At 69.4% G+C, this 20667-nt stretch carries 14 protein-coding genes and 1 pseudogene; 4 read left to right on the top strand and 11 right to left on the bottom strand.

Translation table 11 applies throughout. The features are described from left to right. Window positions 1-17 precede the first annotated feature (17 nt). Window positions 18-4799: a hypothetical protein gene (locus tag KUA19_RS33585; RefSeq protein ID WP_217402671.1), complete on the bottom strand. Its 4782-nt coding sequence runs from the start codon at window positions 4797-4799 to the stop codon at window positions 18-20. Between the two features lie 1129 nt (window positions 4800-5928). Beyond that, window positions 5929-6117, bottom strand: a complete 189-nt coding sequence (locus tag KUA19_RS33580; protein WP_217402669.1) for a hypothetical protein — start codon at window positions 6115-6117, stop codon at window positions 5929-5931. Between the two features lie 515 nt (window positions 6118-6632). Between KUA19_RS33580 and KUA19_RS33575 the strand changes: the two genes are divergently transcribed. Continuing rightward, complete coding sequence (locus KUA19_RS33575; RefSeq protein WP_217402667.1) at window positions 6633-7763, top strand: RCC1 domain-containing protein; 1131 nt, start codon at window positions 6633-6635, stop codon at window positions 7761-7763. Window positions 7764-7982: 219 nt separating this feature from the next. Here the strand turns inward: KUA19_RS33575 and KUA19_RS33570 are convergent. Further along, a pseudogene (locus KUA19_RS33570) lies at window positions 7983-8153 on the bottom strand (sigma factor); the annotation flags it as partial. A gap of 106 nt (window positions 8154-8259) precedes the next feature. Here KUA19_RS33570 and KUA19_RS33565 point away from each other — a divergent pair. After that, window positions 8260-8994 (top strand): phosphotransferase enzyme family protein, encoded by a 735-nt coding sequence (locus KUA19_RS33565; protein WP_217402665.1) that lies wholly within the window; start codon window positions 8260-8262, stop codon window positions 8992-8994. Between the two features lie 48 nt (window positions 8995-9042). Here the strand turns inward: KUA19_RS33565 and KUA19_RS33560 are convergent, their stop codons facing one another. The 6 genes from KUA19_RS33560 to dhaK form a co-directional block, all read right to left on the bottom strand. Further along, a complete protein-coding gene (locus KUA19_RS33560) occupies window positions 9043-10743 on the bottom strand; it encodes a glycerol-3-phosphate dehydrogenase/oxidase (RefSeq protein WP_217402662.1) in 1701 nt (566 codons plus the stop codon). A 42-nt stretch (window positions 10744-10785) separates the two neighbouring features. Then, entirely contained in the window at window positions 10786-12303 is a 1518-nt protein-coding gene (gene glpK, locus KUA19_RS33555; RefSeq protein WP_217402659.1) for a glycerol kinase GlpK, read from the bottom strand. Between the two features lie 37 nt (window positions 12304-12340). Continuing rightward, window positions 12341-13177, bottom strand: coding sequence for an MIP/aquaporin family protein (locus tag KUA19_RS33550; RefSeq protein WP_217402657.1), 837 nt, complete (start codon window positions 13175-13177; stop codon window positions 12341-12343). A 228-nt stretch (window positions 13178-13405) separates the two neighbouring features. Beyond that, window positions 13406-15019 carry a putative PEP-binding protein gene (locus tag KUA19_RS33545; protein ID WP_217402654.1) on the bottom strand — a complete coding sequence of 538 codons (1614 nt, stop codon included), beginning with the start codon at window positions 15017-15019 and terminating at the stop codon, window positions 13406-13408. Continuing rightward, window positions 15016-15666 carry a dihydroxyacetone kinase subunit DhaL gene (dhaL, locus tag KUA19_RS33540; RefSeq protein ID WP_217402652.1) on the bottom strand — a complete coding sequence of 217 codons (651 nt, stop codon included), beginning with the start codon at window positions 15664-15666 and terminating at the stop codon, window positions 15016-15018. The genes KUA19_RS33545 and dhaL overlap by 4 nt, the downstream gene beginning before the upstream one ends. Further along, entirely contained in the window at window positions 15666-16664 is a 999-nt protein-coding gene (gene dhaK / locus KUA19_RS33535) for a dihydroxyacetone kinase subunit DhaK (RefSeq protein ID WP_217402650.1), read from the bottom strand. Before dhaK ends, dhaL begins: the two co-directional genes overlap by 1 nt. A gap of 97 nt (window positions 16665-16761) precedes the next feature. Between dhaK and dhaM the strand changes: the two genes are divergently transcribed. Beyond that, a complete protein-coding gene (gene dhaM / locus KUA19_RS33530) occupies window positions 16762-17154 on the top strand; it encodes a dihydroxyacetone kinase phosphoryl donor subunit DhaM (RefSeq protein WP_217402648.1) in 393 nt (130 codons plus the stop codon). Beyond that, window positions 17138-17395, top strand: a complete 258-nt coding sequence (locus tag KUA19_RS33525; RefSeq protein WP_217402645.1) for an HPr family phosphocarrier protein — start codon at window positions 17138-17140, stop codon at window positions 17393-17395. The genes dhaM and KUA19_RS33525 overlap by 17 nt, the downstream gene beginning before the upstream one ends. A gap of 69 nt (window positions 17396-17464) precedes the next feature. Here the strand turns inward: KUA19_RS33525 and KUA19_RS33520 are convergent, their stop codons facing one another. Both KUA19_RS33520 and KUA19_RS33515 read right to left on the bottom strand, forming a co-directional pair. Next, entirely contained in the window at window positions 17465-20434 is a 2970-nt protein-coding gene (locus tag KUA19_RS33520) for a leucine-rich repeat domain-containing protein (RefSeq protein WP_217402644.1), read from the bottom strand. Continuing rightward, window positions 20431-20589, bottom strand: a complete 159-nt coding sequence (locus tag KUA19_RS33515) for a hypothetical protein (RefSeq protein WP_217402642.1) — start codon at window positions 20587-20589, stop codon at window positions 20431-20433. Before KUA19_RS33515 ends, KUA19_RS33520 begins: the two co-directional genes overlap by 4 nt. Window positions 20590-20667: the final 78 nt, after the last annotated feature.

The following is a 20667-nucleotide window of genomic DNA, read 5'->3' as shown; positions in this document are numbered from 1 at the left end:
CGCCCCGGGACGAGCCGTCAGTAGGCGGCGAAGTAGCCGGTGCAGTCGACGACCAGGTGCGTCGAGGCACCGGAGACCCAGATGTCCACGGTTCCGTTGATCGTGGAAGCCAGGGCCATGTTGGGAATCGTCAGGCCGGTATCGAAGTTGATACTCGAATACGGGCTGGGTCGGCTCGTGCCATCGGGGTAGATGGCGATGTACGCACCACCGGTCGGACCGGTGACGGTCACGTTGAGCACCTCGACGGGATTGTGTGCCACCACCGCGTTGCTCTGCGACACCTGCCGGACGCTGCCGCCGGTCACCGGACCGCCGTCGTTGCGCGTGTCCAGCAGCCGGGTGGCGGCCATCGGGTGGTACTTCTGACCGGTTGTACCGCTCATGAAGTAGCCCACGACGTCACCGATAAGGTCCACCGAGCCGCTCGACACGTAGATGTCGATCTTCCCGTTGGTACCCACCGGCACGAGCGCCAGCTGTGAGAACGCTCCGATGCTCGCGTTGTACTGGATGCCCGAACCCAGCGTGGGCCGGGCAGTCCCATCGGGGTACGTCTGGAGGAATCCGTTGGCGTTCGCCCCGACCGCGGCGAGGTTGATCGCCACCGCCTTTACCCCGGCCGGAACCCCGTTGACCCCGCCGATCGTGAGCACCTTGGCATTACCGCCGGTGATCTTGCCGGTACTGCCGCCGGTGCCGTTGCGGGTGTCCATGAACCGGATCGGCGTCATCGGCGTGTAGCTGGTGATGCCGGTGGCCGCCGAATCGGTGGTGAAGTATCCGACCGAGTCGATGATGACCTGGGCGGTCGCCCCGGACGAGCTGGTGATGTAGAAGTTGATGTATCCACTGGCTCCCACCGGCACGATCACCGAGTTGGAGACCGTCACACCGGTCGCCCAGTTGAGGCTGGACGTGCTCGGCCGCGGTGTACCGCTGGGGTAGATCGTCAGGACGCCGCCTGCGGTCTGGCTGAGCGTGGCGACCGTGAGCGCGACCGCGGTGACGCCGGTGGCCGGAATGCCGCCGACCCCGGTCACCTTGAGCGAGTGGGGCCAGTTCACGGGGATCGGACCGGTGATGCCGCCGGTGCCGTCGCGGGTGTCCAGCAGCCGCTGGTATCCCGTCGGCTTGAAGTACCCGGCCGGGCTGGCCGGGTCGACTACGCTGTCCCAGCTCTGCACGATGGCCAGCTGCCCCTTGAAGAACAGCGACTGGGTGGAGACGCCCAGGCTGCCGATCCGCAGGTTGACGCCCGTCCAGGTCGACGTGTGGGTGATCGACATCGACAGGACGCCGTTGACGTAGAGCTTCAGCTCACCGGTGGACTTCTTGAACGTGACGGTCAGCTGGCTCCACACGTTGAGCTGCGCGCTGTTGGCACCGGCGCTGCCCCCGTCGTAGAGCTGAAGACCCGGGCTGTCGTTGCGGCCCATGTCGACGTTCCACGAGTTGACGGTCGCGTTCATGGAGATCGTCAGCGACTGCTGATTCGTGCCGTGCTGCGAGTAGACCACGCCGCCCGCCGCGGTGGGCTTGGCCCACAGCGACACCGTGAAGTCGTTGTTGGTGTCGACTCCGGCGGTGCTGCTGGACAGGTATCCGGAGGTGCCGTCGAAGGTGACGTCGGGGCTGAACAGGTCACCGGTGGTGAAGGTGACTCCGCCGTTGCCCGTCAGATCCTTACCGCCCACCGGGTCGCGTGCCGTGGTGACCGCGCCCGAGAGCGCGTCCGACAGCGCCCAGATGTGCTTGGCCGAGCTCAGCGGCTGCGTCGCCTGCCCGACGATGCTGACGGTCGGCGTCAGCGTGACGAGGTAGGCCTGCACGATGCCGTTCGGGTCGACGCTCCACAGGTCCGCGTCCCCGTCGCCGTCGATGTCGGCGGCGCGCAGGGTGCGCGAGGTCGTGGACCACGACGAGCTCAGCAGGTACGAGGTCTTCGTCAGCGTGTTCGTGCCGGCGGTGTGGCTCAGACCGGTCCACAGGTAGAGCGCACCGGTGCTCTTCTTCCACAGGAACAGCGAGGTGCCGCCGGCGGCCTCGGCGGCGGCGATGGTCCAGTCCTGCCAGTTCGCGTCGCCGGTCGGCGTGAGGACCCCGTCGAGCTTTTCGCTCATCGGGAAGCCGCCGACCATGTCGTTGTTGGGGAAGTAGTCCAGGAAGGACGTCGTCCCGTCACTGGTGATGCCGATCAGGTCCGGGTACACGCTGCCGCGGTGGCGCGTGTCACCGGCGTTGACCAGCTGCACCGGCTGGCCGTATCCGTTGTTGAAGGTACCGGCCGAGATGTTCGCCTCGCCGATCGGGCTGAGCGGCGAGCCGTCACCGCGCCCCTCCAGGATGAAGCCACCGCCGGCGTTCTCGCCCGCGCTGTAGCCGTTCACGCCGGTGCGGTAGCCGGTCGGGTAGTAGACGAGGACGTCCTGCGGGCCAGCGCCGTAGAAGCGGCCGGTGACGGCGATGGCGTCGTCGAAGTCGGTCGAGTCGTCGTGCAGACCGATGCCGATGCCGCGTACCCCGATGTTGGTCATCGCCGGTGCCACGGTGCCGTTGCTCTTGCCCGAGGCCAGCCACAGCCCGGAGGTGAGGTTGTTGACCCCGCCGACGCTGAGCAGGTCGGCGATGCCGTCACCGGTCAGGTCGGCGTCAGGCATGCCCGGTCCGGGGTTGGACACGAAGACGCGCTGGGCCGAGTCGCCGATGTTGCCGCCCGCCGAGACGCTGATGACGCTGAGCACGTTGGTGTGCCGGGTCGGCGTGATGGTGACGCTGGCCTGGTAGTTGTTCGCCGCGTCGGCGGTGACGCTGCTCGGCGTGCCGCCGTTGAGCTGCACCAGGTACGAGCTCGGCGTGGCCGTGGCCGACGGCCTGGTCACCGTGAAGGTGAACGGCTGCCCGATGGTGGTCGAGCCGTCGGCGAACTGGGGCACCCCGGGTGCACCCAGCCGGGTCTGATCGAACGTGAACGTACAGGTCGGGGACCACCCGCTGTACGCCGATCCGTCCCAGGCGCGTACATGCCAGGAGAAGTTCGCCGTGGCACCCGCCGCCTTGCCCTGGAACAGGGTCCGGTTGATGACGCGTACCGCGGTGCTGCCGGACGACACCTGAGACGTGGTCGCGTCGTCGAGGATCGTGCCGGGCACGCTGGTCTGCCACAGCTGGAACTGCGCGCTGACGACCTGGCGGTCCGGGTCGGTGATCTGGGCGTAGAGCGAGACGTCGGCGTCGCCGATCACGCTCGACGGGCTGGCCTGGCACGTCGTGAGCGGGCTGGTGGTCAGCGCGTTCGCCGCCGGGGTGGTCGGCGGGTTGTTGTAGGTGACCTCCAGCGACAGCGGGCTGGTGTCGACCTCGTTGAACTCCTTGTACGCCAGGTAGTCGTTCTCGTCGGCGGCAGCCAGCAGGAAGGTCTGGATGGGCTTGTGCGCCGAGGCGGCGCTGCGGACCGCGGTGGTGACGTTGAACTCGACGCCCTGGGCGCTGGTGCAGCCGGTGTAGCCCGCCGCCTTCAGCTGGTGGTCCACGTAGCTGCCCCAGCTTCGCCCGTTCCACCAGTTCCAGGTGGCGTTGGCCTGGGCCAGCGTGTCGGCCGGGGCGTAGACGTTGACCCACTTGGCGGTGCACGAAGCGGAATGGATGAGGCTGGTGTGCAGCGTCGCGTTGGAGATCGTCGCGTTCCACAGCGCCGGGTCGATGTTGAAGTTCAGCAGCGTACGCGACCAGATGCCGAGGTTGGTCCAGTTGGAGTTGCCCACCTGGAGGTTGTCGTCGGGGTCCGGCGAGTTCTTCCAGTAGTTGCTGTTGGAGTAGTCGTTTCCGTTGTAGCCGCGCGACACCGTCGCCCAGCCGCTCTTGTGCCACGCGTTGGTGACGTCGGGGTCGATGTAGACCGGGTAGACCGTGTCCTTGCCGGTCAGCAACGCGCGGTCGGCCGTCAGCGTGAGCTTTCCGCCGCTGACCTTCGCACCCAGCTTGGCGCGGTGCGCCCCCAGCCCCGGCCCGTGTACGCCGGAGGCCAGGGCGGCTCCGGTGACCGTGTCACGCAGGACGCCGCGGGCGTCACGCGTGCCGGACCGGCCGCCGGTCGCCGCCGAGTCCCACATCTGCGGCGCCGGGGCGCTGAGCACGACCTCACCGTTACGGTCCTTGCCCGTGAGGTTGCCGTGGGCGTCGGTGGCGACGGTGACGCCGTCCGTACGCAGCTGGAGTTGCAGCTGCTGCACCTCGGGCCGGGCGGCCGCGGCGGGCGTGTGGACGACCAGCACCTCGGAGAAGCCGCCCTGCTCGTCGACCTTCACCTCAAGGTCGACGTCTGGGAGCACGTTCGTGTAGGTGGCGGTGTCGCCTTGGAGCGTGGGCTTCGGCAGGCCCATCGGCAGCGTGAACGCCACCGAACGTCCTCGGTCGCCCATGGTGGCCAGCGGGCTGCCGCCTCCGCCCGACAGCACGATGTCACCCGTCACGTTCGTCGGCACGATGGCGCCGTCGGCATTGACCCGCAGCGTGGGGTCCAGGTCACGCCAGACGCCGTCGACCTGCCTACGCACAGGTTCGACGGTGCGCTTCAGAGTGAAGCTGCCGTCGGGGTTGGCGGTAACGGTGTCGGTGGCCGTGGTCGCCCCCGGCACCTCCACCCGCTTGCCGGTGGCTTTGGCCTGGCGCGACGCCTCCTCACCGGTGATCGGGTGAGAGGCGGCGGCGGGCTTGGTCGGGGCCGCCGCGGCGGCGGCGGGCTTGGTGGGGATGGGGAGCATGGCGACGCCGAGCGCGACTGCGGCGAGCAGGCTCATGGCTCGTACGTGGCGGAAATGATGATGCGGATTTCGCATGAACGTCCCGTTCGAGAGGGGGCTGAGGATCTGGCCGAACAGCCTCGGACAGTGTTCCAGCGGTCCGCGATTCTCGGGGGGCAGTCTTCACCTGCGGAAATGTCAGGACGACGGCGCGAAAGGGACAGTCATGGGCAAACCCTCAGCCACTATGGAGAGGGCCGTGACACAGCTTGGCGCTGGAGCTGGAGCACCACTCAGCCTCGCCGAGCCCGCCACGGAGAAGATCGAGAACAGTGGTCCATCGGTAGGGGTTGTCTGGGCTGGCAGGACGCAAGGCGTCAACCGCGGTGAAGCGCACGCCAGCGCCGCGCAGCAGCTCCAGGCTGCGGTTGAACGCGGGATGCACAGTCAGCATGTCCTTGGCTACGGGGGGCGATCACGGCGATGCCAGCGCCGACGACCAGATCTACTGGGCGCAAAGGCTCTACGGCTGATCTTGCGACGGTTGGCAGCTTTGACCTGCGTTGGCCATTAGCGCCTGGATCAACGGCCGACACCGACGCCTGTCGCGTGTCTACTGGTATCGCTCTGTCGCACATCACCCGGTACCTGCAGCCATTGACCCTTGCCGAGGCTTCCTTACGAGGTCAAGGCGGGCCGCAAGCAGCCCGCGCCGGGGCCGGGACGCTCGGGCGCCCGCGCCACGCCTCCGGCAGTGCGGCGCCCGGCGCCCGCCCCGGCGGCCAGCAGCACACGCCTCACCGGCAGGAATGCAATCGACACTAGTCGAGCAGTCAATCACCGCAGGTGAAGGCCATGATCGAAACGCTTCGGAGATCGGCTGCGATCGCCGCGCGGCGCTGACCAGCGCGGACGTGCTCGGAGGGTTGATCAGGCCAGCCCGGTTGATCAAGGGGTGACCGTCCGCGTGATGGAAGATCAAAACCGAAGACCTTAGGGTCATTTCTCGGATGCCCGTCGAGGTCCGGACCGTTCCTCCCGCAACGCCGTCACGCCCGAACACCAGGGCTCTCCAAGGTCAAAATCCAACCCCTCAGACCTCGGGCTCCGGGGGGGAGTCCTCGCCCTCCATCGGCCCGGACAGCCAGGAGGGCGCACATGTCGCGCTGCCGCGTTCTGGAATCGGTCAACCAGTGACATTGTTGAAGCGGTCCGCCATTCCGGACGCGCGCGCGGATTGGATCCAGGGGTTGCCGTCGTAGTAGTCGCCCGGCGGATTGCGGTACCCATGCCGAGCCCCACGGCGAGCCGCGATGACACCCAAGACGATGACAACCAGGACGGGAACGCCGATCCATAGCAGCAGAGCTTCCATGATCGAGCAGGCTACTCGGCCGACGCAAGTACGCAACACCCGCTGTGGGTACTGCCGATGTACACCAGCGAAGTACAGCAACGGCGCCGCACGGAACCGACCGGCAGCGCACCGGATAGCCCGTCCGACCTCGTGCCCGACCGTGATCGACCGTCCTGCGGCCAATCGGGAGCTCCAGGGTTCGCCGTTGCGGCGACCTGGCGGTAGCGAGTCGACGGACACCGACTGATCCAGGCCGTCTCCAGGCCACGAGAAGCGCCGTCAGGCCATCCTCATCAGGCATTGCTTTGTCGCCCTAGGTAAGACTCCACAGAAAGCTCATGCGGGCGATCATCGCCGATCGGGCAGAGCACACGTTGCCGGGCCTGCGTGTCATCGCGAGGCCGCCCTCGCCCGTGGGCTATATACAGCGAAGGGCCGGAGCTGCGAAATCATCCGATTTCTCGCGCTGCCGGCCAGAGAGATCCGCAAACGGGGGAACAGTGGTCCAATCATCAATCAGGGCGCGCAGGCGAATGATGCTCACTGCCGGGATGATGCTCGCCGCATCCATCGGCCAGGGCGCGATGGCAGACTCGGCGGCAGCGAACGACGTCGACTGGGTCGCCACGTGGGGAGACAACAGCGAGGGGCAGTTGGGCGACGCGACAACAGAGCAGCGGCACACCGCAGTTCGCGCCCTGAGCCTGAGCGACGCCGAGCAACTCGCGGGGGGCACCTCGTTCAGCCTCGCGTTGCTGCCGGACGGCTCCGTCAAGGCCTGGGGATTGAACAGCGATGGCCAGCTCGGCGACGGTAGTGGCCTTCCCCACCGGACACCGGGTACGGTCGCCGGCCTGACCGGGGTGGTCGCCATCGCCGCGGGAGACAGCCACAGCCTCGCCCTGCTGTCCGACGGCACGGTCAAGGCGTGGGGAGACAACGACTCCGGGCAGCTTGGTGACGGCACCACCACCGATCGCCAGCTCCCGGTGACCATCACCGGCCTGGCCGGGGTCGTCGCCGTTGGTGCGGGGCTGAACCACAGCCTCGCGCTGTTGTCCGACGGCACGGTCAAGGCGTGGGGAGACAACGCTTCCGGGCAGCTCGGTGACGGCACCAGAATCGAGCGCCACACCCCCGTCAGCACCATCAGCCTCTCGGGCGTGCGGAAGATTGCGGTCGGCGGCGACCACAACCTGGCCCTGATGTCAGACCGCACCGTCAAGGCCTGGGGACGCAACGGGTTCGGGGAGCTCGGTGACGGCACCGCCATCCCCAGTCGCGACACACCGGTCGCGGTCTCCGGTCTGACCGGCGTGGCCGGCATTTCCGCAGGTGAGTTCCACAGCCTCGCCCGGCTCCGGAACGGCACCGTCAAGGCGTGGGGATACAACACCTTCGCCCAGCTCGGAGACGGCACCCTCACCGAACGGCGCACCCCGGTCAATGTCGTCGGCCTTTCCGACGTTGAGCGCATCGTCGCAGGTGGCTGGCACAACCTGGCCCTGCTGGAGGACGGCACCCTCAAAGCCTGGGGGCGCAACGACCTTGGCGCGATCGGTGACGGCACTACCACCAGACGCACCATCGCGGTCACCGTGGTGCCCGGTCTGACCGACATCGACACCATCGCCGCGGGCCAGTTCCACAGCCTCGCCGGCTGATAGCTGTCCCGACCGGCGTGGCGCGGAGACCGTCACGTCACGCATCAACCCGGGTCGGACAGCCGATGGTTCACGTCGAGAGTCAAGATCCATAAAGTGAGCTGATGACCGTCAACCCTCAATCGGCGGTCATCGGCGCATTTTCAGTATTCAAGGCCTGGGGCTGCGAGCCGTACCCTGTCCGCCGACCACCCGAGCACCCCGCTCATCAGCCGCGGCGTGCAGGTTTTCCCAGGCGCGGTGGGTGCGGGCCAGGGCGGACTGGACCAGGTCTTCGGCCAGGTGCTGGTCACCGGTGAGGAAGTAGGCGGCTCGCAGCAACGGGGCCGTCCTGGCCCGCACGAACGCGTCGAACTCGGCGGATGGCGCGGGCGCGGGCGATACCGACATGCCCATCAGGACGCATCCCGGTCCGTCGATGGTTGCCTGGTTTCGCCTGGCGGGTGTCCGCATCCGCCGAGAACAGTGGTGTTCGGAACCGCGTAGGATGTGGCGAATGGGGTGGGAGGCACTTGCGCAGTGGGGTGAAGACACCGCTCGCATCGAACGGCTCACTGGCGGCGTCGCCAACGACGTGTGGAGCGTGCGGGTCAACGGGCACCTCGCGGTCGGTCGTCTCGGCACCAGGAGCGATGCTGATCTCGCGTGGGAGACCGAGCTTCTCCGATATCTCGACGGTGAAGGTATGACCGTGCCGGTGCCGATCCCGACCACGGACGGACGGCTGTTCGCCGACGGTCTGGTGGTAATGACCTACATGGAGGGCGGACCACCCGAGACGCAGGCCGACTGGCGTCGCGTGGCCGACACGCTGCGCGAGCTGCATCGGTTGACGCGGGGCTGGCCGCAGCGTCCAGGCTGGCGATCGTCGACCGACCTCCTGCACGCCGAGACCGGCACGAAGATCGACCTCGGTGCGATGCCCCCGGAGAGCGTTGCCAGATGCCGGGCAGCGTGGACGCGGCTCACCGGCCGTCTGACATGCGTCGTCCACGGCAACCCCAACAACCCTGGCAACGTCCGCATGACCGCGAATCAGGTCGCGCTGATCGACTGGGACGAGGCGCACGTCGACGTCCCCGACCTCGACCTCGTGCTGCCCGACAACGCCGCCGGCCTCGACGACGGCGCGTACGACATCGCCGCGCAAGCGTCGGCCGCGTGGGAGGCCGCCGTCTGCTGGGACGACGCGTACGCGGTCAGGCGGCTCGCCGAAGTTCGAGCGGTCTGACAACGCGTTCAAGGTGTGGCGACGACCAGGCTGAAACTGTCGTCAGGTTCAGCCCAGGTCGGGGGCGGCGAGCCGTACCTTGTCCGCCGACTCGTCGTCCGGCTCCTGCTGCGACTGCCGCTCTGCCTCGACCCGCCGCTCGTACACCTCGATCTCCTCGGCGATCTCGTCCGGCGACCACCCGAGCACGCCGCCCATCAGCCGCGCCACCACCTCCGACGCCTGCACTCCCCGCGACCACGTCTCAATGGACGCCCGCGTACGCCGAGCCAGCACATCGTCCACATGCAACGCGCCCTCATGCGACGCCGCGTAGACCGCCTCAACCGCCAGATAGTCATCGGCCCCCGGCAACGGCTCCGCCAGCTCCGGATTCTCCGCGATCAATGCCAGCAACTCATGAACCATCGACCCGTACCGGTTCAGCAGGTGCTGGATCCGCACCACATGCAGCCCGGACTCCTGCGCCAGCAGATGCCGCCGGTTCCACAACCCGCGATACCCGTCCGCCCCCACCAGCGGCACCTCATGGGTGATCGACTCCGGCACCTTCAGGTCCAGCCCGCGCACCGCCTCGTCGACGGCGTCCTTCCCCATGATCCGATACGTCGTGTACTTCCCACCAGCCACGACGACCAGACCCGGCACGGGGTGCCCCACCAGATGCTCCCGGGACAGCTTGCTCGTCTCCTCCGACTCCCCCGCGAGCAGCGGCCGCAGCCCGGCGTACACCCCTTCCACGTCCTCCTGCGTCAGCTTGGTGACCAGCACGGAGTTGACGTGCGCGAGCAGGTACCGGATATCACCGGCGGTAGCCGCCGGGTGGGCGAGGTCGAGATGCCAGTCCGTGTCCGTCGTCCCGATGATCCAGTGCCTTCCCCACGGTATGACGAACAGAACGCTCTTCTCCGTCCGCAGGATCAGCCCGGTCCGCGACTGGATTCGGTCCCGAGGCACCAGCAGATGAATTCCCTTCGACGCCCGCACGTGGAACTGCCCCCGGGTGTCGGCCATCCGCTGCGTCTCGTCGGTCCACACCCCGGTCGCGTTGATGATCTGCTGCGCCCGGATGTCGTACACCTCATCGGTGAGCTGGTCGCGCACCCGCGCGCCCACGACCCGCTCCCCCTCCCGCAGGAACTCGATCACCTTCGCTCGATTGGCCACGTGCGCCCCGTAGGAGGCGGCCGTCCGCACCACGGTCATCGTGTGCCGAGCGTCGTCGACCTGCCCGTCCCAGTACTGCACCGCCCCGACCAGCGAAGCCTTCTTCAGGCAGGGCGCCTCCCGCAGCGCCCGCCGATGCGACAGGTGCTTGTGATGCGGCACCCCGCGCCCGCTGCCGGTGGTCAAACCCATGGTGTCGTACAGCGTGACGCCCGCCCCGACATACGGCCGCTCCCACACCCGGTGCGTCAGCGGATACAGGAACTTGACCGGCTTCACCAGGTGCGGGCAGATCCGCGTCAGCAGCAGCGCCCGTTCCTTCAGCGCTTCCGCGACCAGCCTGAAGTCGAGCATCTCCAGATATCGCAGGCCGCCGTGGATGAGTTTGCTGGACCGGCTCGACGTCCCCGACGCCCAATCCCGCGCCTCGACGAGCCCCGTCGCCAGGCCCCGGGTGACCGCGTCCAGCGCGGCCCCCGCGCCCACAACTCCCCCGCCGATGACCAGGATGTCCAGTTCCCGGGCCGACATGTCGGCCAGCGCCTGGCGGCGCGCCTGGGCGGACATGGCTACAGCCTCCACGGCAGGCCCTCCCCGCTGTGCTGTGTGTCCCCTACCGGGCTGTCACTCGACCTCGACCCAGTTCAGCGTCCGCTCCACCGCCTTCTTCCAGCCCTTGTAGCCGTCGGCGCGCTGCTGCTCGGTCCACGTCGGGTCCCAGCGCTGGTCCTCGTGCCAGTGCTGGCGCAGCTGGTCGGTGGACTCCCAGAACCCGACGGCGAGCCCGGCCGCGTACGCGGCGCCGAGCGCGGTCGTCTCGGCGACCACCGGCTTGCTGACCGGCACCCCCAGAATGTCAGCCTGCAGCTGCATGCACAGCTTGTTCGCGGTGATCCCGCCGTCGACCTTGAGGAAGTCGAGCTTGACCCCGGAGTCCTTCTCCATCGCCTCGACGACGTCGCGCGACTGGTAGCAGATCGCCTCCAGCGCGGCGCGGGCCAGGTGGGCGTTGGTGTTGAACCGGGACAGCCCCACGATCGCGCCGCGGGCGTCGGAGCGCCAGTAGGGCGCGAACAGGCCGGAGAAGGCGGGCACGAAGTAGATGCCGCCGTTGTCGTCGACCTGTCGGGCCAGGGCCTCGCTCTGCGCGGCGCCGCTGATGATGCCGAGCTGGTCGCGCAGCCACTGGATGGCCGAGCCGGTGACGGCGATGGACCCTTCCAGCGCGTACACGGCGGGCTGGTCGCCGAACTGGTAACAGACCGTGGTGAGCAGGCCGCTCTTGGAGCGGACCAGCTCGGTGCCGGTGTTGAGCAGCATGAAGTTGCCCGTACCGTAGGTGTTCTTGGCTTCGCCGGGGCTGAAGCACACCTGCCCGACGGTGGCGGCCTGCTGGTCGCCGAGCGAGGCGGGCAGCGCCACCTCGCCGCCGATGGGCCCGTTGGTCCTGGTCTTGCCGTAGAGCGTGGGGTCCGACGACGGGCGGATCTGCGGCAGCATCTGCCTGGGTATGCCGAAGAAGCCGAGCAGTTCGTCGTCCCAGTCCAGGGTCTCCAGGTTCATCAGCATGGTGCGGCTGGCGTTGGTGACGTCGGTGATGTGCACGCCGCCCTCGACGCCGCCGGTGAGGTTCCAGAGCACCCAGGTGTCGGTGTTGCCGAACAGGGCGTCGCCGCTCTCGGCTGCTTCGCGTACGCCGCCGACGTTCTCGAGGATCCATTGGATCTTGCCGCCGGAGAAGTACGTCGCCGGCGGCAGCCCGGCCTTGCGTCTGATCACGTCGCCGCGGCCGTCGCGGTCCAGCGCGGCGGCGATGCGGTCGGTGCGGGTGTCCTGCCAGACGATCGCGTTGTAGAACGGCCGCCCGGTCTTGCGGTTCCACACCACGGTGGTCTCCCGCTGGTTGGTGATGCCCAGCGCGGCCAGGTCGGAGGCCTGCAGCTTCTGCTGCGCCATGGCCGTCTTGACCACCGCGCTGGTGCGCTCCCAGATCTCGACCGGGTTGTGCTCGACCCAGCCCGCCTGCGGCAGGTACTGCTTGTGTTCGAGCTGGTGCTTGCCGACCTCGTTGCCCCCGTGGTCAAAGATCATGAATCGGGTGCTGGTCGTGCCCTGGTCGATCGCACCGACGAAGTCAGCCATCTCGCGAGTCCTCTCCACAACGGTCCGGGCCGGTCGTTCACTTCTCGGGGTCGCCTTCGGCGTCCACCGCGATCGTTCCAGTAGGAGTCGCCTCCGCCACCGTCTCGGGCGTCAGATGCCGCCCGATCAGGAGCTTGTACAGCCAGGCACCCAGCAGTCCGCCGATGAACGGACCCAGGATCGGCACCCAGAAATAAAGATTCCCATACTGGTCCTTCCAGGCGGTGTCGTAACCCGTCAGCCAGGAGGCGAACCTCGGGCCCAGGTCACGGGCCGGGTTGATGGCGTATCCGGCCGCGGTGCCCCAGGCCATGCCGATCGCGACCACGAGCAGGCCGATGATCAGCGGAGCCAGGTTCGACAGCGGCGGCAGGTTGAGCACGTCGGTCAGCGCCAGGATCAGGAACAGCAGGATCGCCGTGCCGATGATCTGGTCGCGGAAGGCGCCCCAGGTGCCGATGGGCAGCGCGCCGTTGCCGGGCAGGGTGGAGAAGACGCCCTGCGTCTTGATGGTGTGATCAGGATCGGCCTTGTTGAGCACCTCGCTGTAGTTCCACCGTACGATCAGCGCCGCGACGAAGGCTCCCAGGAACTGCGCGACCCAGTACGGCACGACCTTGCGCCAGGGGAACCCTTTGAACGTCGCCAGCGCCAGGGTCACCGCCGGGTTGAGGTGCGCGCCGCTGATGCGGGCGGCGGTGTACACGCCCAACGTCACGCCCAGTCCCCACGCCCAGGTGATGCTGTCGTGGTCACCGAGCCCGCCGACGACGACCTGAGCCACGACCCCGACGCCGAACAGAATCAGGACCAGGGTCCCGGCGAACTCCGCGCTCATCTCGCGCCAGATGCAACTCGTCTTCGTTTCCGCCATGGCTGTTCCCGCCCCCTTCGCGGGTGTTGGCGAGCGAGGCGACGAGCCGGGCGGCGCAGATACTGCCGTCGCGGCGTCGGTTTCGCCGCTGACCACCGCGTCCATGGTGATCTCTTCCGGATTCACGCGATCGGCGTGACCAGAATCAACACTAGATCGGTCTGATTCGGTCGCTGCCGGGTATGGCGCGCGGCAAGCTGATCAGCCCCAAATGGGGCGAATATCCGCTCAGCCGTGATCGGACGGCACCAGCGTCGTGTCCCGAACCACCGCCCGCACCTCGTCCAGCGCCGTCGGTGCCACCGACAGGATCCGGCACCCGGCCGCGAGCAGCGCCGGAATCACCGCCGGGTCGCCTGCCGCGTCCCCGCACACCGACACGTCCCGGCCCAGCCGCGCCCCGGCCGCCGCCACCCGCGCGATCGCGGCCAGCACCGGCGGGTCGGCGGCGCGGGCCGGGGTCAGCGCCGGGTCGCGCCGGTCCAGGCCCAGCAGCGCGGCGGTCAGGTCGTTGCTGCCGATGGACAGGAAGTCCGCGGCCGCCGCGATCGCGTCGACCTCGGCCACCGCCTCGGGCAGCTCGATCATCGCGCCCAGCGGCGGCACGCCCGTGCCGTGCTCGCGCGACACCTCGTGCAGCAGCTCGCGGCACCGGTTCAGCTCATCGGCCGACGCCACCATCGGCACCATGATCCGCAGTCGGGTGTCGGCACCGGTGTCCAGGATCGCCGCCAACTGGTCGGCGAACGCGGTCGGGTGGGCCAGCAGCAGCTGCAGCCCCCGGTGTGCCGTGGCCGCGGCGGCCAGGAACGGCGGCAGCTTGTCCGGCGCGAAGTCCAGCACCCGCACCGTCGCGGTCCGCCCCGCCAACGCCGCCAGCACCGGCCGCAGCGTCGCCACGTGCTCGGCCCGGGTCGGCCAGCGGGCCGCCTGCAGGAACGGCAGCTCGGTGCGGATCAGCCCCGCCCCGGCCGCGCCCGCCGCCAGCCCCGCCTCGACGTCGGCGGCAGTGGAGACGTTGACCAGCAGCGTGACCGGCTGCCCGTCGGTGGTGACGGCGGGCCGGTCCCGGTGCTCGGCCAGCCACTGGCGGCGCTGCTGGGCCGTGGCCACGGCCGTGTCGGCGGCGGCGCGGGTGGCCGCGTCGGGGCGTACGGTCAGGACACCGGCGGCGCCGTCCAGCACCGCCTCGGCGCCGTCCTCGGCGGCGGGCAGGTCGACGCCGAAGACCAACGGCACGCCCAGCGCCCGCGCCACGATCGCGACGTGGGCGTTCGGTCCGCCACGCGCCGACACCCCGCCCAGCACGGTCGCCTGCGGGTCCAGCAGGTCGTCGGCGCCCAGTTCGGTGGCGGCCAGCAGCACCGGGCCGACCGGGACGGGACGTACCCCGCCGCGCAGTTCCTCAACCACTCGCTGCCCGACCAGCCGCACGTCGGCCGCGCGGGCCGCCAGCGTCGGGTCGTCCAACCCCGCCAGCAGCTCGGCGTAGCGCGCCGCCGCCTCGACCACGGCCCGGTCGGCCCGCTCCCCCGCCGCGCACTCGGCCATCGCGGCCGCCCGCAGGTCGGGGTCCTCGGCGATCAGCGCCGTCGCCTCCAGGATCTCCGCCGCCTGGTCGACCCGGTCGGCGTCCACGTCCGAGACCGCATCCGCCCGGATGGCCGCCGACCGGGCGCGCAGTCCCGCCGCGACCGCGTCGAACGCCGCCCGCAGGCGCTCCGGCCCGGCCGCGGCCAGCACGCCGATGCCGGGAGACTCCGGCGCGAGCAGGTGCAGCCGACCCATCGCCACCCCCGCCGCGCCGGGCGTGCCGTGGTAGACGGTGTCGGGGCCGGTCATGAACGTCGCGCGGTGACGGTCTCGGCCAGCGCCTGGAAGATCAACCAGGTGGAGGTGGCCCCCGGGTCCTGGTGCCCCACGCTGCGCTCGCCGAGGTAGGAGGCGCGGCCGCGGCGCGCCTGCAACGGGGTGGTGTCACGCATGCCCTGGTGGGCCGCGTCGGCGGCGGCCCGTGCGGCCGCCGCCAGGCCGCCGTCGCGGTCACCGGAGTGCGCCTGGGCGGCCTGTTCGAACGCGTCCACCGCCGGGGTGTACGCGTCCACGATGGTCTTGTCGCCCAGCACCGCCCCACCCAGCTTGCACACCGCCTCGAGCCCGGCCCGCAGCCCCGCCGCGAGCGCGGCGGTGTCGGCGTCGCCCTCCTCCGGCAGCGCCTTGCCCAGCGCTCGCAGCGCGCTGCCGAACAGCGGCCCGGACGCCCCGCCGACCCGCGACACCAGCGTCGATCCGGCCAGCGTGAACACCCCGCGCACCCCATCGGCGGGCGCCCCGTCCAGCGCGGCCCGCACCGCGGTGAAGCCCCGGTTCATGTTCACTCCGTGGTCGGAGTCGCCGATCGCCGCGTCTAGCTGGGTCAGGTGGTCGGCTTGGGCGGCGATCGAGTCGGCGACCGCGTACATCCAGGCTCTGGCCTGGGAGGCGTCCATCAGGCCCCCCACCGCAGCGCCGGGGTGCGCACCGGCGCGTCCCACAGCCGCAGCATCTCGGCATCGGCCCGACACACCGTCAGCGACATGCCCGCCATGTCCAGGCTGGTCACGTAGTTGCCGACCAGGTTGCGCGCGATGCGCACCCCGGCCGCCTCCAGCATCCCCGCGACCTCGCCGTAGAGCAGGTACAGCTCGATCAGCGGGGTGCCGCCCAGGCCGTTCATCAGCACGATCACGTCCTCGTCGGAGGCCACCGGCTTGGCCGCCATGATCGCCTCCAGCGACATGGCCGCGATGTCCCGGGCCGGGAGCAGCTTCTCCCGCCGCCGCCCCGGCTCGCCGTGGATGCCGACCCCGACCTCCATCTCGTCCTCGGGCAGCTCGAACCCCGGCCGCCCCGCCGCCGGGGTCGTACACGCCGTCAGCGCCACCGCGAACGAACCGCTTGCCTCGTTCACCCGCGTGCCCATCGCCGCCACCGCCGCCGCGTCCGCCCCGGTCTCTGCCAGCGCTCCGGCGATCTTCTCCACCAGCATCGTGGCGCCCGTGCCGCGCCGCCCGGCGGTCCAGGTCGAGTCCTCCACCGCCACGTCGTCGTTGACCAGCACCGTCTGCACGTCGATCCCGTCGTCGCCGAGCAGGTCGGCGGCGAGCTGGAAGTTCATCACGTCGCCGGTGTAGTTCTTCACGATGTGGACCACGCCCGCGCCGCCGTCGACGGCCTTGCTCGCGGCCAGGATCTGGTCGGGCACCGGCGACGTGAACACCTCGCCCGGACAGGCCGCGTCCAGCATGCCCAGGCCGACGAAACCGGCGTGCATCGGCTCGTGCCCCGAACCGCCTCCCGAGACCAGCCCGACCTTGCCCGCCCGCGGAGCCTCGGCGCGGGTCACGTACGGCGCGTCGAGGTCGACACGCAGGTCGGGGTGGGCGGCGGCCAGGCCGACCAGGGCCTCCCGGACGACCGCGTCGGGATGGTTGATGAACTTCTTCACGACGGAACTCCCTTCCCGGTCGGCCCGTACGCACCACGGGGCACCATGTCAATCTTGCCCCGGTTCCGGCCGGTCCGCGCGGCGTAGCATGCGCATCATGACCAGCACTGTGAGCATCGTGCTCGTCTCGCACAGCGCACTGCTGGTGGCGGGCGTACGGGAACTGCTGCGCCAGGTCGCCGGGGAGCACGTCGGCATCAACACCGCCGCGGGCACCGAGGACGGCGGTCTGGGCACCGGCTACGACCTCGTCCGCACCGCCATCGACGACGCCGACGACGCGCTCGGCGTGGTGGTCATCCCCGACCTGGGCAGCTCGGTGCTGACCGCCAAGGCGGTCCTGGACGACGAGCCGCGCGACAAGGTGGTGCTGCTAGACGTGCCCTTCGTGGAGGGCGCGCTGGCCGCCGCGGTCATCGCCGGGACCGGCGCCGACCTGGACACCGTGGTCGCGGCGGCGCGGGAGGCCTGGCATGCCCGAAAGCTGTGAGGCCGAGGTGGTGCTGCCCGCCCACCTGCACGCCCGACCGGCCGGTCAGGTGGTCACGGTGGCGGCCCGTTTCGGCAGCGACGTGGAGATCGTTTTCAACGGGCGTACGGCCTCCGCCCGCGGCATCCTCGGCCTGCTCGGACTCGGCGCCACCGCCGGGCAGACGGTCACCGTCCGCGCCACCGGCGACGACGCCCCCGCCGCCCTCGCGGCTGTGGTCACCGCCCTCACCACCCCCTGACCGCGCCCTCGCCTCGCGGGGGCGCGGGCGGGGCTCCGCAGCCGCCTGCTTGGTCCAGGTTGTGCCGGGTCAGCGTTCGGGCAGGCGCCGGTAGGTGCTGAGGTGCTCCGAGCACAGGTAGAGACTCAGCCCCTCCGGTGTGAGCAGGTGCGAGAGGCCACCCCACCCCTGGTCCGGGTCGAGCTTGAGCATCATGGCACGCAGTACCCGGTAGTCGGCGTCGGTCTCGGCGTAGCGGGCAGGTGCGCCGTCGGGCCGGTACGGGGCCGGGAAGGTGTCGTCCAGCCGGCTCGCGGGCACGTTGTCGAGGACGAGCTTGAAAAGATCGAGTTCGTCGGCGAGCTGTTCCTGCAGTTCCTCGGCGGTCATGCCGAGAATCGGCCCGACGTACGGCAGGGTGGCGCGCAGAAAGCGCAGCGTCTTGACCAGGTACGGACCGGCGATACGCAACCAGCGGGACAGTTCGGTGATCTCGTAGCACCCGGCGTCGCCGGGCAGGGGGTGCCACGTGCCGGGTTCCTCGCAGTAGAGCCGCACCAGGTGGACCGCGCTTCCAGCCTTCTGCCTGGCGGCGGGGGTGATGGTGAAGACGCTGGGACAGTGGGCGCTCTGCGTCTGCTGAATCAGCGTGCCGACGCGCAGGTGATTGTGCTGGGCGACCGCGCTCTGCTGTGCCATGTCGACGCGCATCCGGTCGATGGTCGCGGCCAGTTCCCGCAGGTCGTCGGCGGTGGCGAGGTCCCGCACGGGCGGGGCGATACCGGTGAGCAAGCCGCCGATGTCGACCATGTCCTCAAGTTCGTCGCAGTAGATGTCCCAGTGCCCACGTCTGACACGATCTACGACCTTGGCGTAGCTGAATTCCTTCTCGCATGGCCCATGACCGCGGCAGGGCACCCACCGGGTGACCTTCAGACCTGGGTAGCGGTCGATCGTGAGATTGAGGCCGTCGTCGAGGACCGCGAAGAACGGTGCGGGCATCGGTCCACGCACCGTCAGTTCGATGCGCCGACGCAGGGAGTCGGTGCGCAGCAGGCCGACATGCTCACCGTCGGGGTGGCGCAGCACCGCACCGGTCCGCCAGCGGTGCTCGGTGGCGAACCGGTGCGAGCGGGCCAGGAACCAGCCCGGTATGCCCGGCGGCAGGACGGGCAGCTGGTAGGCGAGCCGGATCTCGTTGCCGTCGGACGGCCAGACGTGGCTGATGTCGGGCGGAGCCTGAGGCAGCCAGCTGACCACGATCCCTTTGGCGCCGTCGCGGCTGTCGCGTATCCGGTAGGACACGTCGAAGCGGTCCATCAGGTTGAGTAGGTGCTCGCGTTCGGCGTGTGGCAGGTTCGGCCACGCACTGACCATGTCCGCGGTGGTGAGCAGTCCGTTTCGGGCGGCCACCCCAGGGTTGTCGAGGATGCGCGCGATACGGACGTTGAGCCACTGGGGGTCGAGGACCACCGTGTCGGCGAGCTCCTCGTCGTCGGGGAAGTAAAGGATCTCGCCGCGATGGTGCAGCGCCACCGCCAGGGTCTTCTGCTCGCTGCCCGCGACGACGCCTACCTGCCTCATCGCCTGCCACACCGCCGCGGTCGGCAGATGCGGGGGCATGCTGTCAGCTGTCAGCTCCGCGGTCGCGTCGACCCAGCGCTGCGGCCATGCCGCGCCCATCAGCGGCAGGCGCGCGGCGGCGGCGGTGATCGCGGTACGCAGATCGTCGATGCCGGTACGGGCCGCGCAGTCCACGCTGAGGTGTCCGATGATCGCCGCGTACTGCCCGCGCAGCCCGGTGAGGTCGATGTCGGCGGGTCGGTCGGCGGTGTGGGTGGCGACGATCAGGACCGGGGCGTGTGGCGCTCGGGCGGTGATGATGTCCAGCCAGTAGTGCAGTCGGCCGCGATCGGTTCCCTCACTGGCGTTCCACACGAGCAGGAACAGCGAGCGGCCGGTGAGAAAGAACTGGTGTGTGGCGTGATAGATGTCCTGGCCGCCGAAGTCCCATACCGACAGGTGCATCTCGGCGTCGGACTCGCTGGGATGGGTCAGTGGCAACCGACTGAGCAGCAGTCCGTGGGTGGTGGGCTCGCCGGGGTTGTGCTCGTCGCCGAACAGCGCTTTGACCAGCGAGGTCTTGCCGACCCTGCCCTCCCCCACGATCAGCAGCTTCGACGCCCACTGCGCTACGGACGCGTGGCTGGCCCGCAGGTAGGCGAGCACGGATTCCACGCCCTGGGACACGACCTCGGCCGGTGGACTCGTCAGCGGGTTGCCACCGAGGTTCAACGAGTTGAGGCCGACGAGATTGCCGACGCTGTCCGGCAACTGCTCCAACCGGTTGTCTTCGAGATTCAGCGACGTGAGCGCGGTAAGGGTGCCCAGCGTGTAGGGAAGCTGCGTCAGCTGATTGCCGTTGAGGTTCAGGACCTTGAGGGCGGCGAGGTTGCCGAGGCTGTCCGGGAGCCGCACCAGCCGGTTGCGGCCAAGGTGGAGCTTGGTGAGTGCGGACAGACCGCCCAGGCTGTCGGGTAGCTCGACCAGTCTGTTGCCGTCGAGGTTGAGCGTACGGAGCGCCTTGAGGCTGCCCAGGCTGTCGGGTACGGCGACCAGTTCGTTGCCGTTGAGGTTCAGCGAAGTGAGCGCTGTCAGACTGCCGAGGCTGTCGGACAGCCGGGTCAGCCGGTTGGCGCCCAGGTGAAGCGTAGTGAGACGGACCAGTTCCCCAAGACAGTCAGGCAGCGTGGTCAGCCGGTTGCGGTAGAGGTACAACTCGGTGAGCGACGCGAGCTTGCCGAGACTGTCGGGCAGCTGCGTCAGCTGGTTGTCGTACAGGTACAGCGTGGTGAGGGCGGTGAGTTCGCCCAGCCTGTCGGGCAGTTCCGTCAACTGGTTTCCGCTGATGATCAGCTTTGTGAGAGCCTTGAGCTCGAAGAGACTGGCGGGCAGCCGGGTCAGGCCGAGGTCGCCCAGATCCAGCTCGGTGCCACCGTGATGCCGGACATGCATGATCCTGTCCTCGGCAGCGTAGTAGTCCTCGCTCCGCGCCCTCATCGACCGGAGACCTCCGCACCGGGACCGACGATTTCACCCGCGCTGGACGGCATCCACGGCCCGCTGCCGAGCATGTCGGTGCGCACGAAGCCCAGCGGGAGTCGGCGGTGCGGCTCGGACAGGTGCTTGACGGCCGCTTCCTCTGCTTCGGGCACGGGTCCTCGACTTCCTCGAGCGGTCGAGATTGGACGTTAGTCGGTCGTCGCCGGGAACTCAAAGAAGTGCCCGCCATC

The organism is Catellatospora tritici, assembly GCF_019083965.1.
GTDB lineage: Bacteria > Actinomycetota > Actinomycetes > Mycobacteriales > Micromonosporaceae > Catellatospora > Catellatospora tritici.
The sequence above is the reverse complement of the archived record's forward strand: the minus strand, read 5'-3'. Positions and strand labels throughout refer to the sequence as shown.